The 13173-nt window shown below is 70.6% G+C and carries 14 protein-coding genes; 5 read left to right on the top strand and 9 right to left on the bottom strand.

Translation table 11 applies throughout. The features are described 5' to 3' along the window. Positions 1 to 104: 104 nt before the first annotated feature. Positions 105 to 1190 carry a CobW family GTP-binding protein gene (locus SPHME3_RS0100840; protein ID WP_026189054.1) on the top strand — a complete coding sequence of 362 codons (1086 nt, stop codon included), beginning with the start codon at positions 105 to 107 and terminating at the stop codon, positions 1188 to 1190. 116 nt (positions 1191 to 1306) lie between these two features. Next, complete coding sequence (locus tag SPHME3_RS0100835; RefSeq protein ID WP_020486387.1) at positions 1307 to 1771, top strand: hypothetical protein; 465 nt, start codon at positions 1307 to 1309, stop codon at positions 1769 to 1771. A gap of 54 nt (positions 1772 to 1825) precedes the next feature. Here SPHME3_RS0100835 and SPHME3_RS0100830 read toward each other — a convergent pair whose 3' ends face one another. From SPHME3_RS0100830 to SPHME3_RS0100810, 5 genes are all read right to left on the bottom strand, one after another. After that, positions 1826 to 3304 carry a PepSY-associated TM helix domain-containing protein gene (locus tag SPHME3_RS0100830; protein ID WP_017977788.1) on the bottom strand — a complete coding sequence of 493 codons (1479 nt, stop codon included), beginning with the start codon at positions 3302 to 3304 and terminating at the stop codon, positions 1826 to 1828. After that, positions 3301 to 3861 (bottom strand): hypothetical protein, encoded by a 561-nt coding sequence (locus SPHME3_RS0100825; RefSeq protein ID WP_017977789.1) that lies wholly within the window; start codon positions 3859 to 3861, stop codon positions 3301 to 3303. The genes SPHME3_RS0100830 and SPHME3_RS0100825 overlap by 4 nt, the downstream gene beginning before the upstream one ends. 202 nt (positions 3862 to 4063) lie before the next feature. Next, positions 4064 to 4723, bottom strand: a complete 660-nt coding sequence (gene tmk / locus SPHME3_RS0100820; protein WP_017977790.1) for a dTMP kinase — start codon at positions 4721 to 4723, stop codon at positions 4064 to 4066. Beyond that, a complete protein-coding gene (locus SPHME3_RS0100815) occupies positions 4720 to 5127 on the bottom strand; it encodes a DUF2147 domain-containing protein (protein WP_017977791.1) in 408 nt (135 codons plus the stop codon). The genes tmk and SPHME3_RS0100815 overlap by 4 nt, the downstream gene beginning before the upstream one ends. A gap of 23 nt (positions 5128 to 5150) precedes the next feature. Beyond that, complete coding sequence (locus tag SPHME3_RS0100810; RefSeq protein WP_043060426.1) at positions 5151 to 5465, bottom strand: chorismate mutase; 315 nt, start codon at positions 5463 to 5465, stop codon at positions 5151 to 5153. Positions 5466 to 5531: 66 nt separating this feature from the next. Between SPHME3_RS0100810 and SPHME3_RS0100805 the strand changes: the two genes are divergently transcribed. Beyond that, a complete protein-coding gene (locus SPHME3_RS0100805; RefSeq protein WP_017977793.1) occupies positions 5532 to 6542 on the top strand; it encodes a polyprenyl synthetase family protein in 1011 nt (336 codons plus the stop codon). 403 nt (positions 6543 to 6945) lie between these two features. Here SPHME3_RS0100805 and SPHME3_RS0100795 read toward each other — a convergent pair whose 3' ends face one another. Both SPHME3_RS0100795 and SPHME3_RS0100790 read right to left on the bottom strand, forming a co-directional pair. Beyond that, positions 6946 to 7884 carry a cation diffusion facilitator family transporter gene (locus SPHME3_RS0100795; protein WP_017977794.1) on the bottom strand — a complete coding sequence of 313 codons (939 nt, stop codon included), beginning with the start codon at positions 7882 to 7884 and terminating at the stop codon, positions 6946 to 6948. 615 nt (positions 7885 to 8499) lie between these two features. Continuing rightward, positions 8500 to 8820, bottom strand: coding sequence for a hypothetical protein (locus tag SPHME3_RS0100790; RefSeq protein WP_018250495.1), 321 nt, complete (start codon positions 8818 to 8820; stop codon positions 8500 to 8502). Between the two features lie 94 nt (positions 8821 to 8914). Between SPHME3_RS0100790 and hrpB the strand changes: the two genes are divergently transcribed. Next, entirely contained in the window at positions 8915 to 11380 is a 2466-nt protein-coding gene (hrpB, locus tag SPHME3_RS0100785; RefSeq protein ID WP_017977796.1) for an ATP-dependent helicase HrpB, read from the top strand. A 10-nt stretch (positions 11381 to 11390) separates the two neighbouring features. Beyond that, a complete protein-coding gene (locus SPHME3_RS0100780) occupies positions 11391 to 11672 on the top strand; it encodes an ETC complex I subunit (RefSeq protein ID WP_017977797.1) in 282 nt (93 codons plus the stop codon). A 305-nt stretch (positions 11673 to 11977) separates the two neighbouring features. On the opposite strand, the gene SPHME3_RS0100775 is transcribed toward SPHME3_RS0100780, so the two are convergent. Together SPHME3_RS0100775 and SPHME3_RS0100770 are read right to left on the bottom strand one after the other, a co-directional pair. Continuing rightward, positions 11978 to 12505: an NUDIX hydrolase gene (locus SPHME3_RS0100775; protein WP_018250494.1), complete on the bottom strand. Its 528-nt coding sequence runs from the start codon at positions 12503 to 12505 to the stop codon at positions 11978 to 11980. Further along, the gene (locus tag SPHME3_RS0100770; protein WP_017977799.1) at positions 12502 to 13173 is read right to left on the bottom strand and encodes a TPM domain-containing protein; all 672 of its coding nucleotides are present in this window, start codon (positions 13171 to 13173) and stop codon (positions 12502 to 12504) included. Before SPHME3_RS0100770 ends, SPHME3_RS0100775 begins: the two co-directional genes overlap by 4 nt.

Genomic DNA, 13173 nt, shown 5'->3' with positions numbered 1-13173 from the left:
ATCCAGAGATGCGCAACGATGTCCAGTGACATCCTGATCATGAAACCGCGTGGACCGATGCAGGTGACGGCAAGCCGTGGTGGCACCGCGGCGAGGCGTGCGGCATGAGCAGCGTTCCAGAGGGGCCGGGCACGCATATTCCCGTATCGGTGCTGACCGGCTTTCTCGGCAGCGGCAAGACGACCGTCCTCAACCATCTGGTCCGGTCGCCCGGCATGGCGCGGGCATTGGTCGTCATCAACGAATTCGGTGCGGTGGGGCTGGATCACGAATTGATCGCCCGATCGAACGAGGATCTGGTCGTCGAGATGATGGGCGGCTGCCTGTGCTGCACCATCCGCGGCGACCTGTCGCGCACGCTGCGCGACGCGCCGTGGCGCTTCGCGCGCGACGGCGAGTGCTGGTTCGACCGGGTGGTGATCGAAACCACCGGGCTGGCCGATCCCGCACCGATTTTGCACACGCTGATGACCGATCCGCAGCTGGCGCCGCTCTATCGGCTCGATGCGGTCATCGCGACGGTCGATGCGGCGGCGGGCATGGCGACGCTGGACGCGCAGCCCGAAGCGGTGAAGCAGGCGGCCGTCGCCGACCGGCTGCTGCTGACCAAGACCGACCTTACCGATGCGACGTCACAGCAGGCGATCCGCGACCGGCTGGCCGCGCTGAACCCCGGCGCGCCGATCATCGCGGTGACCAATGGCGCGGTGGACCCGGCATCACTGTTCGACGTGGGGCTATGGGACCCGGCCAGCAAGAGCGAGGACGTCAATCGCTGGCTGGCGCACGAGGCCGCGCATGCCGGCCATCACCACCATCACCATCATGACGTGAACCGGCACGATGCCGGTATCCGCGCGACCTGCCTGACGTTCGATACGCCGCTGGAGCCGCTCGCCTTCGATCGCTGGCTGGGGCTGCTGACCATGTTCAAGGGCGCCGACCTGCTGCGCGTGAAGGGCATCGTGAACCTCGTCGGGCATGACGCGCCGGTGGTGAGTCACGGGGTGCAGCACGTCTTCCACCCGCCCATCGAACTCGATCGCTGGCCGTCGGCGGACCGGCGCACGCGGATGGTGTTCGTCACGCGCAACATCGATCCCGAAGAATTGCGGGGCACGTTGGCGCTGATGACGGTGGGCCTGAACGGCGTCGACCTGCAGGGACTGATCGAGAGCGTGACGCCGTAATGGTCGGCGTGATCCGTGGCGACGACGCGCCGGTCTCCGCGCAGGCGTAGCGATCGCGCGCCACCGGCGGCTGGCGGCGATCCGGCCGCCCATTTTTTTCAACGGGAGTGAATGCGATGTTTACCGAAGAGATGGTCCATACGGCCTTGCAGACGTGGTGCGACAATGTCGTGGCGGTCGGCAAGGCGCATGCCGAAGGTGGCGACCCGCGCGCGGTGGCGGAGCGGGTGCTGAGCGACAATTACGACTATGACCATGGCAAGGTGCTGTTCAAGCCGACGCTGACCTTCGGCACCCAGACCTACCGCCCGACGAAGGAGGGCGCGCTGGCCTATTTCACGGGCGGGAGCGAGGCTTTTCCCGACGACAAGGGGTTCAAGCTGAAGCCCTGGGTCAAGGTGTGGTACAGCAAGGAAGACTTCATCCTGCATGGCGATCTGGCGATCGTGCAGTGCAACGTGCATTTCATCGGCCAGGACGACAGCCACATCTTCGTGAACAAGAGCTTCGTGTTCAAGGCGTGCGAGGATGGCAAGGTGCGCATCGTTCTGCACCAATCGTCGCTGCCCTATCAGCCCTGATCGTTCGGAACGGCAGCGTTGCCCGCAGCGCTGCCGTTCCTTCGATGACGCGCGTCAGGCGATGCGATGCGTCGCGGGCCGCCGAAGCAGCAATGCGGCGCCGAGCAGCAGGGCGGCCTCCACCCCCAGACCCGACAGGTCGACGGGACGCACGAACAGGTAGAAGAGGGCAACCCCGAGGAGCGTACCGCCCACGGCCTGACGCGCGCGGATCGACCCGGCCGCCGCCCCGAATTGTCGGGACAGCCCCGCCGCGAGCAGCAGGGCGAGCGTCAGGGCAAGCCATAGCCATATCAGGGCGTCGCCGAAGGCCGGCAGAGCGAGGGACGCGGCGGCGGTGAGCGCCAGCGCGACGGGCTGGCCCCAGGCGACCGCCGTCCACAGCCGTTCCCACAGCGGCACGGCGCGGCCACGGTCGCGGCGGCGGGCGAGCCAGATCGTCACGCCGCTCGACGTGACGAGGCAGAGGGCGAGACCCAACAGACCGTAGAGCAGCCGCACCGGCAAGCCGCCGAACCAGCCGAAGTGGAGTTGGCCGATCCCGCCCAGCAGCGTCACGCCGGCGGGCAGATCGGCGGGATGGCGGTCCGTCACCATCCGGCCGCGCGCGTCGAACACCGTCGTGTCCTGCGGCACGAGCAGGCGGTCGCGGCGCGAGGTGATGGCGATGCGCGCATCGGCCCGGCCGGCGCGTTCGATCATCAGTTGCTGCGGGGCGGCGCCGTCGCTGCGGCGGCGGGCGTCCAGCAACAAGGGCGCGAGGGCGGGCAGCGGCTGGGCGGCGGCGTTTGCGGCGGGCGGTGGCTCGAAGAAGAAGCCGTACACGCGCGCGGTGTTGCCGCCGTAGAGCAGCATCGCAAGCACGCCGACGATCAGCGTGGTCAGCCCCAGGATCGCACCCGTCAGCGCGATGGTGACGTGGAACGGCAGCGCCCAGGTGCCGAGGCGGTTGTGCAGATCCGCCTCCTGCAAGCGCCGCGCGCCGCCCCGCCGCAGGCTGAAGGCGTCCTTGAAGACGCGCGGATGCGCGAGGATGCCCGAGATCAGGACGGATAGCAGCGCGACGCCGGTCAGCCCGACGAGCATCGCGCCCCATGTCCGCGGCAGGTGCAGCGCGATGTGGAGATCGATCAGAAATTCGCTGAACGGCGTGTGCTGTTCGGTCAGCGTGCCGTCGCGGGCGATTGCCCAGTCGTGGTGCTCGGTTGGCGTATAGGCGAGGATGCGGGCGCCGTCCTGGGCGGGGGAGGGCAGCGTCAGATAGAGCGTTGCCTGTGCCGGGCCGCCGGTCTGCGCCGCCTTGACCGCGCGATCGAGCGCGCCGGGGGCGAACTGGTTCGCCACGGGTGCGCCGGGCGCTTCCCACCGTGCGATGTCCCCGGCGAAGACGGCGAGCGTGCCGGTGAGGCAGACGAGATAGATGAGGGCGGCGAAGGCGAGGCCGAGGATGCCATGCCCGTTGAGCACGGCGCGCACCGTGCCCGGCGCCAGCGGCCAGCCGCGCGGCGCGTCCGTCTTGGCGGCTTTGGTCATACCGGTCCCTGCAAGGCGGCGAGCGCGAAGCCGGTCAGCGTCGTCGTGACGATCATGGCGAGCGACCGCATCAGACGGGGGTCGGCGAGCGTCCAGATCATCGCCAGCGCCCAGACGATGGGGATCGTGAGCCCGCCGATCAGCACACGGGTGGGCGGCGCGCCGGGCACCCAGGCGGCGGCGCAATAGGCGATGGCCACGGCGGCGGCCAGTCCGAGCGGCCCGGCCAGGATCGTCTTCAGCACGCCGCGCCACGCCCGGGACGGTTCGTCGGGCTCGGTCGGCGGGGTGGTGGCGCGGGCGGCGCGCGTGGCCTTTACGGTCCGGCCCCGGATGAGGACGATCAGCGCACCAATGCCGACCGCGACGACGGCAAGCGCGCCGCCCCGGATCCAGCCGATCCACGCGGCGTCGGCCAGGATCGTGCCGCCGATCACTGCCCAGCCCGCCGCGATGAGGTCGGGTCGCTCGCGCTGGCGCTCGGCCCAGGCGCGGCGCAGCAGCGTCGCACCGGCGATCCCGCCTGCGATGGCGAGGAGTGCGGGCAGCGCGATCATGCCGGTCGTCCCATCGGGGCTCGGCCCGACGGCCCGTCAGCCGGACGCGGCGTCAGGCCGTGCGGGACGGTGCGGGCAGGCGCATATACGGTCGGTGTCATCGGTCCCCCTTCCGGACGACGACCTAGTGCGAGCCGTAATGCGAACCAATATCAAATAGGCAGTGGTCGGGGGAGGCGGGTCGAAACGCTCTTCAGGCCGGTCAGGTGCGTGCGGCGCCGCGTGCCAGAAAGTCGCGCACCGTGTGCCATGCCGTGTCTTGTACCGCTTCTGGTGTGTCGTCGGCGTCGATGATCGCATGCCGGTCGGGCGCCGCGGCGGCCTGTGCCAGGAACGAGGCGCGGATGCGCTGGTGAAAGGGGAGGGCGAGGCTTTCGAAGCGGCCTTCGTCGAGCGCCTCGTCGGACAGGCGCTTGCGGCTGCGGGTGAGGCCGATCGCGGGGTCGAGGTCGAGGACAAGCGTCAGGTCGGGCCACAGATCGTCGAGCATCGTCGCGTGGAGGCCGCGGATCAGCGCCTCGTCCATGCCGCGGCCGGCGCCCTGATAGGCGAGCGTCGAGCCGGCGTAGCGATCCGAGACGACGATTCGTCCGGCGGCGACGCCGGGGCGGATGACGTGCGCGGCGTGCTGGACGCGCGCGGCGGTCATCAGCAGCAGTTCGGCGCGCGGTTCCCACGCCGCGTCGTCACCGGCGAGCAATAGCCCACGCAAGGCCTCGCCCTGCGGGGTGCCGCCGGGTTCGCGGGTGGCGACGACGTCATGCCCCGCGGCCTGCAACGCGGCGACGATCGCGCGGACGACGCCGCTCTTGCCCGATCCGTCGACGCCCTCGACCGCGATGAACGCGCCGCGCGGGGTCATGATTCCCGGCGCCAGATCTGCGATTTGCAGATGAAGCCGCCGATCAGGCAGCCCTTCACGTTCAGCGTGTCGGCGTCGATCATCGTGACGGTCGACCCGAAGGCGCGGCCCATGTCGGGGACGTAGATCTGCCCCGCCCAGCGGCCCTTGCCGTTGGTGCGATAGCCCCGCAGCAGCGCGGTGCCGATCAGCGGCGGATAGCCCTTGTTCGCGACGTCGGCCTTCGCCTTGTCCGAGGCGCGGATGACCCAGCCGCACAGGTTCGGGCCGCAGCGGCCGGTGCGCACCGCGACGGTGTTCTTGGGATTGTGCCAATTGCCGATGATCGGCGCATGCGGGTCCGCCGGCAGCGTGGCGGACTGGAGCGCGAGCGGCAGAGCGGCAAGGAACGAGAGGACGGACACGTCGATCAGATGGTTGGCGCGGGTCAGCCGCGCAACTGTTCGTGGTGGCGGATCACCTCGTCGATGATGAAGCGCAGGAATTTCTCGCTGAATTCGGGATCGAGTTCGGCGTCTTCGGCGAGGCGGCGCAGGCGGGCGATCTGGCGTTCCTCGCGGCCCGGATCGGCGGCGGGCAGGCCGCTGGTCGCCTTGTGCCGGCCGACCGCCTGCGTCACCTTGAACCGCTCGGCGAGCAGATGGACGAGTGCGGCATCGATATTGTCGATGCTCTTGCGATAGCCTTGCAGCACGTCGTCGCTCACCGGTCGCCCCCTTCGATGGTCAAGTCCGACCCCCATGAGCGTTGTTGCGGGCGCGAGCAAGACTTGCGTTCGGGGGCGCCAGCGGCCACAGCGCGTGGCGAGATGACCGCCACCATCCACCGCCTCGATCGTCCCGAACCGTCGCTGGAGCCGATGCTCCAACTGGTCGCGGCCGACATGAACGCCGTCAATGCGGTGATCCTGGATCGCATGCAGTCGCAGATCCCGCTGATCCCCGAGCTCGCCGGGCATCTGATCGCGGGCGGCGGCAAGCGCATGCGGCCGATGCTGACGCTCGCGAGCGCGCGGCTGATCGGCTACACCGGCACGCGCCACCACCGGCTGGCGGCATCGGTGGAGTTCATCCACACCGCGACGCTGCTCCACGACGATGTCGTCGACGGGTCCGACATGCGGCGCGGCAAGCGGGCGGCGAATTTGATCTGGGGCAATCCGGCGAGCGTGCTGGTCGGCGACTTCCTGTTCAGCCGCAGCTTCGAACTGATGGTCGAGGACGGCAGCCTGAAGGTGCTGAAAATCCTGTCCAACGCCAGCGCCGTCATCGCGGAGGGCGAGGTCAACCAGCTGACCGCGGCGCGGCGGATCGACCTGGGCGAGGATCGTTACCTCGACATCATCAACGCCAAGACCGCCGCGCTGTTCGCCGCCGCCTGCCGGATCGCGGCGGTGGTGGCGGAGCGCAGCGAGGCGGACGAGCTGGCGCTGGATGCGTACGGCCGATACCTGGGCATCGCATTCCAGCTGGTCGACGATGCGATCGATTACGTGTCGGACGCGGGCACGATGGGCAAGGACGCGGGCGACGACTTCCGCGAGGGCAAGATGACGCTGCCCGTCATCCTGGCCTATGCGCGCGGCGACGAGACCGACCGCAAATTCTGGAAGGACGCGGTCGAGGGACGACGCGCGTCGGACGAGGATTTCGCGTACGCCATCGACCTGGTGCGCAAGACGCGTGCGGTCGACGACACGCTGGCGCGCGCGCGGCATTACGGCCAGCGCGCGATCGATGCGATCGGGCATTTCCCGAACGGAAAGGCGAAGGACGCGATGATCGAGGCGGTCGAATTCGCGGTGGCCCGCGCGTACTGACGGGCGCAGGCGCGGCCACGCCCGCGCCGCTGCGAGCACAGCGAGCAGCGCCCGGCACGGCCGGCGGGTCGGCGCCAGCCGAACCCGTCCGACGTCAGGCCGGCGGCTTTGCCGTCGGCGGGCCGGATGCGCAACATGGACACCATGAACACCTCGGCCGAAACGATGTTGGGCTATCGTTTCGGAATGGGCGTTATTCAGGGCTGAGACAGAGTGCTGTCAGGGCGAGTTTACGTTGCTTGGTCAGCGGCTGGCGTGGCGTGTCGTCCAACACCGTCCCTCTCACGTCCTTCCCGCGCAGGCGGGAATCCGTAACCGCTACCGCTCCGATGGAGTCGACAGGCTAGCCAGTCTGGACCCCCGCCTTCGCGGGGATGACGATTGGGATGGGGCTGAGCGGCCCTCAACAGCTCGCGCAATCGCCGCCCGTTTCGACCTGCAGCGTCGTATGGCCGATGCCGAAGCGGTCGTGCAGCATCGCGCGCGCGTCCACGAGGAAGGCGTCGCCCGGATAGCGCCCGGACATGACGAGGTGCGCGGTGAGCACCGGCTCGGTGGTCGACATCGGCCAGATGTGGAGGTCGTGGACGCGCGCGACGCCGGGCAGCGCGGCGAGCGCGGCGGTGACCGCGTCATAGTCGATGTGGCGGGGCACGGCGGAGAGGCTCATTTCGACCGTCTCGCGCAGCAGGCCCCAGGTCTGCCAGAAGATCAGCGCGGCGATGACGAGGCTGACGACCGGATCGATCCAGCCGAGGCCGGTCGCCCAGATCGCGAGGCCGGCGAGGACGACGCCCGCGGACACCACTGCGTCGCTGAGCATGTGGAGATAGGCGCCGCGCACGTTGATGTCGTGCTTGCGCCCGCGCGCGAACAGCCAGGCGGTGAAGGCGTTGACGGCGATGCCGATGCCCGCGACGGTCGACACGGTGAGGCCGGCGAGCACCGGCGGGTCGCCGATCCGCTGCACCGCCTCCAGCACGATCGCCCCCAGCGCGACGAGCAGCAGCAGCGCATTGGCGAGCGCGGCGAGGATCGTCGAGCCTTTGAGGCCATAGGTGAAGCGCTTGCTGGGCGCGCTGCGGGCGAGCGCGGCGCCGCCCCAGGCGACGGCGAGGCCGAGGACGTCGGACAGATTGTGGCCCGCGTCGGCGAGCAGTGCGACCGATCCCGTCCACAGGCCGGCGCCACCCTCGGCCAGGACATAAGCGATGTTGAGCGCGATGCCGATCGCGAAGGCGCGGTCGAACGACGCGGGGGCGTGGCTGTGGCCGTGGCCGCCGTGGCTGTGGCTGTGTTTGCTATGGTCGTGCGCGTGGCCGTGGTGGTGATGGGCGCCCAATGATCTCGTCCGGGTGGTTGTGGGGTGGTCGTATCACTGCGGGGGTGCGTGATACTAGCGCATCGATGGTGACGTGCTCGTCGCGTGGGGTGGAGCGCGGGGTTTCGGTATTCGGGTCGCCTCGCAGAAGAAGCGGGACGCCCGGTTGAGCCCAGGGTGACGGGGTGTGTGGCAGTCGGGGTAGCTCCTCCGCTCCGTCACCCCGGACTTGGTCCGGGGTCTACCGGGCCGCGGGGGGAAGCTGGAGCCTCTGGCCGTCCCCCTCGCCGCGGAGTGGACCCCGGAACGAGTCCGGGGTGACGGGGGTGTTTGGGGCGTGGCTCGCGCTCCCAATCGTTTGGGGGATTTGGGTGGTGGGCCTTTCCCTCGTCACCCCGGCCGAAGAGCCGGGGTCCCGCTTTTTTTTCCAGCGACCGCGGAAGAAGCGGGACCCCGGGTCGAGCCCGGGGTGACGGGGTGTGGCTTCGGCAGGGTGCCTCCTCCACTCCGTCATCCCGGACTTGGTCCGGGTCCACCGGGCCGCGAGGGGAAGCTGGAGCCTCTAGCCGTCCCCCTCGCCGCGGAGTGGACCCCGGGTCGAGCCCGGGGTGACGAGGGGGGGGGGTGGCGCCCCCCTCAGGATTTGCCGAAGAGGCCGCCGAGCATGCCGCCCAGATTGCCGAGCGCGCCGTTGCCTTCGCCGCCGAGCAGGCCGCCGATGTTGGCGAGGGCGCCTTCGCCGCCGAGGTGGGCGAGGATCTGGTGCAGGACATCGGGGGACAGGCCGGTCGAATCGGCGGCGCCGGCCACCGTATCGCCGGGTTCGGCGTGCGCGGCACTTAACGCGGCGATCGCCTGGGCGACCTGTTCGGGGGAGAGGCCGATCTTTTCGGCGAGGTTGGTGAGAATCGGAGTGTCGCCCATCTGGCCAAGGATGCCGTCCAACAGACCCATCATATGTCTCCTGCGCGCGTCGGTTCGCGCGGGCTGGGAGCATAGCAGGCGGTGACGGTCGCGTCGCGGGGCGATCCGTGGCAAGAAGCCGCGCATCGTGACCGACCTGCCGATTTTCGCCGTCCTGCCCGACCTGCTCGCCGCGTTGCGGACCGGGAGCAACGCCGTGCTCGTCGCGCCGCCGGGGGCGGGCAAGACGACCGCGGTAGCCCCGGCGCTGCTGGGCGAGGCCTGGTGTACGGGCGAGGTGCTGCTGCTGTCGCCGCGGCGACTGGCGGCGCGCGCGGCGGCGGAGCGGATGGCGGCGCTGGCGGGGGAAAGCCCGGGCGGCACCTATGGCTATGCGACGCGGATGGACAGCAAGCGCTCCGCAGCGACGCGGGTGACGGTGGTGACGGAGGGGATCTTCGTCGCGCGTATCCAGGCCGATCCCGAGCTGACCGGTGTGTCGGCGGTGCTGTTCGACGAGGTGCATGAGCGCAGCCTGGATGGCGATTTCGGTCTGGCGCTGGCGCTGGAGGCGCAGGGCGCGCTGAGGCCCGATCTGCGGCTGGTCGCGATGTCGGCGACGCTGGACGGGGCGCGCTTTTCGCGCCTGCTGGGCGCCACGGAGCAGGGGGCGCCCGTGATCGAGAGCGAGGGGCGCAGCTATCCGCTCGCTCTGCGCTATCTGGGGCGCAGCGGCGACGGCCGGATCGAGGATGCGATGGCGAGCGCGATCCGGCAGGCGCTTCGCGAGGCGGAGGGTGGCGTGCTCGCGTTTCTGCCTGGCGTCGCCGAGATCGAGCGGACGGCGGAGCGGCTGGAGGGGCTGCCGGAGACGATCCGCGTGCATCACCTGCATGGCAGCATGGAGCCGGCGGCGCAGCGCGCGGCGATCCGCCCCGAGCCCGATGGCGCGCGCAAGCTGGTGCTGGCGACGGGGATCGCCGAGACCAGCCTGACGCTGGACGGCATCCGCATCGTCGTCGATTCGGGGCTGGCGCGGCGGCCGCGCTACGACCGGGCGGCGGGGATGACGCGGCTGGTGACCGAACGCGCGAGCCAGGCGGCGGTGACGCAGCGCGCCGGGCGTGCGGCGCGGCAGGGGCCGGGCGTCGCCTATCGCCTGTGGGAAGAGGCGGCGACGGGCGGCCTGCCGCGATTCGACCCGCCGGAGATCGTGGAAGCGGATCTGTCGGGTCTGGTGCTGGCGAGTGCGATCTGGGGCGTCGGCGATCCGCGCGACCTTGCGTGGCTCGATCCGCCGCCCGCCGCGGCGGTGGCGGAGGCGCGCGAGCGGCTGGCGGCGATCGACGCGGTCGATGGCGACGGGCGGCCGACCGCGCACGGGCGGCGCGTCGCGGCGATGCCGATGCCGCCGCGTCTGGCGCATATGCTGCTGCGCGCGGGGGCGATGGGGCAGGGCGCGCTCGCCGCCGAGGTGGCGGTGCTATTGTCCGAGCGCGGGCTGGGCGGCAACGACCCCGACCTCGACGTGCGGCTGCGGCGCTGGCGGAGCGACCGGGGGACGAAGGCGACCGCGGCGCGACGGCTGGCGGAGCGGTGGACGGCGCTGGCGGGCAAGCCGGTGGGCGAGCCGCTGCGCATCGACGGCGCGGGCGTGGAGGTGGCGATCGCGCTCGCCTTCCCCGATCGGATCGCGAAGGCGCGGGATGCGAGCGGCGAATTATGGGCGTCGGCGGGCGGGCGCGGCTTCCGGCTCGATCCGACGCTGCCGCTGGCGCGGCATGCGTGGCTGGCGGTGGCGGAGACGCAGGGGGCGGCATCCGGCGCGCGCATCCTAGCGGCGGCGCCGATCGCGCTGGCGACGATCGAGCGCCTGTTCGCCGACCGGATCGAGACGCGGCGGACGGTGACGTTCGATGCGGTGAGCGGCGGCGTGGTGACGCTGCGCGAGCGGCGGCTGGGCGCGCTGCGGCTGTCGTCGGGGCCGGATGCGGGGGCGGAGCCGGACGCGATCGCCGCGGCCTTGCTGGAGGGCGTGCGGACGCATGGGCTGGCGCTGCTGCCGTGGAGCGCGGGGGCGGCGGCGCTGCGGGCGCGGGCGGACTATGCGGGCGTGCCGCTGGAAGACATGCTGGTCGAGCGGCTCGACGAATGGCTGCCGGCGTTGCTCGTGGGGCGGCGGCGGCTCGACGCGATTCCGGCGGGGGCGCTGACCGACGCGGTGCGGACGCTGATCGGTTGGGATGCGATGCGGCAGATCGATCGGCTGGCGCCTGCCGACTTCACCAGCCCCGCAGGGAGCACGCACGCGATCGACTATGCGGCGGAGGGCGGGCCGAAGGTGGAGCTGCGCGTGCAGGCGCTGTTCGGGCTGGGCGAGCATCCCTGTATCGGGTCGGGGCGCGTGCCGCTGGTGCTCAGCCTGACCTCGCCCGCCGGGCGGCCGATCCAGACGACGCGCGATCTGCCGGGCTTCTGGGCGGGCAGCTGGAGCGCGGTCGCGAAGGAGATGCGCGGGCGCTATCCCAAACATCCCTGGCCCGACGATCCCGCCGCGGCGACCGCGACGCTGCGGACGAAAAAGGCGGATGCACGGGGCGGCGGGACGCGCTAAAGGAGCGTCTATGCCTACCGCCCGCATCTTCCAGCGCCCCAAGAACGCCATGCAATCGGGCAAGGCCCGCACGCACACCTGGGCCCTCGAGTTCGAACCGGCCGAGCCGAAGCAGCCCGATCCGCTGACCGGCTGGGCGGGCAGCGGCGATACGCGCGAACAGGTGCGGCTGAGCTTTCCGTCAGCCGAGGCGGCGATCGCCTATTGCGAGGCGCAGGGCTTCGATTACGAGCTGATCCCGGCGCCGGAGCGCAAGCTGAAGCTGCAGGCGTACGCGGATAATTTCCGGTAAGGGCGGGGCTCTTACCGACGCCGTCATTCCCGCGGAGGCGGGAATCCATAACCTATGACGTTGCGGCTTGAGCCGGGGCGGTAGCGTTTCTGGATTCCCGCCTTCGCGGGAATGACGATTGGGGGTGTGGGCGTGTGCCGGTCCCCCATCGTGCGTCGCCCCAGCGGAGGCTGGGAGGATCGATGCGAGCGCTTGCGGGCGTTTCTTTCCCGTTCGCCCTGAGCCTGTCGAAGGGCGCGCGCCACAAGCGGTGTGCTTGCGGATAGCCGCCCTTCGACAGGCTCAGGGCGAACGGGGAAGGGCTCTCAGCGCCCCATCATCTCCGCAACGATGCCGCTGCCGAGTAGCAGCAGCATCTTGGCGTCGATCGCCACGCCGGCGCGGCGTTTCTCTGCCACGAAGCCTTCGACGCCCGATAGTGGCACGCGGTGGACGGTGATGTTCTCGTCGGCGTCGCCGCCGCCGTCGCCGGTGCGGGTGAGACCGGTCGCCAGCACGAGCGTGAAGCTTTCCGACGTCATGCCGGGCGAGGAGAAATATTCGCCGCGCTCCTCGACGAATTGGGCGTGATAGCCGGTTTCCTCCTCCAGCTCGCGGCGGGCGGCCGAGGCGATGCTTTCGCCCGCGCTTTCGTCGCCGACCAGGCCGGCGGGGAGTTCGAGGCAGGTTCGGCCCAAAGGCACGCGATATTGCTCGAGGAGCAGCAACTGAACGTCGGCATCGATCGCGACGATCACCGCGGCGCCGATGCCGCCGTTGCGCTCGGCATATTCCCAGGTGCCCGCCTTGCGGACCGACAGGTATTTGCCCTGCCACATCGTCTCGGTCGTCATAGCTGAATCAGGCGGTCCGGCAGTTCGTTGGTGTCGTCGGCGCGCGGCGGGAAGTGTTCGGTGAGGACGATGCCGATCTGGCGGATCGCCTCTGCCATGCCGTCGCCGGGGCGGCCGTCGCGCGTCGCGGTGATGAGCGCGGCCATGGCGGCGCCCCAGACTTCGGGCGCGACGCGGGAATGGATCGCGGCATCGGCGATCAGCTCGGCGCGATGTTCGTCGAGCGAGAGGTACAGCAGCACGCCGGTCGCGTCGCGGGTGCGCGCTTCGGCGCTGGCGCGGAACAGCATCAGCGCGCGGGCGCGGACACGGCGGGCGGCGGTGCGCTTGGGCGTCAACGCGAGGCGGAGCGGCATCCAGGCAAGCGCGACGCGGACGATCAGGAAGGTCGCGGCGAGCAATACCAGCGCGACGGTGAACAATCCGCCGGGCGCGGGCGCGCCGTCCCAAGGGTCGGCGACGAGACCGTGGAGTGTCACCGCGATCCCCGGCCAGAGCGCGAGCAGCGCGAGGACGAGTAGCATCGCCAGCACCGCCCAATGCAGCGCGACGTCATGATATTTGTCGGATCGATGCGCGACGATCGTGACGATCTCGCCCGAAGTGGTGCGTTCGGCCTCTGCCACGGCTTCGGCGACGCGAGCGGCATCGGCTGGGGTCAGGCGCAT

It is taken from the genome of Sphingomonas melonis DAPP-PG 224, from assembly GCF_000379045.1.
Classification (GTDB): Bacteria; Pseudomonadota; Alphaproteobacteria; order Sphingomonadales; family Sphingomonadaceae; genus Sphingomonas; species Sphingomonas aquatilis.
The sequence above is the reverse complement of the archived record's forward strand: the minus strand, read 5'-3'. Positions and strand labels throughout refer to the sequence as shown.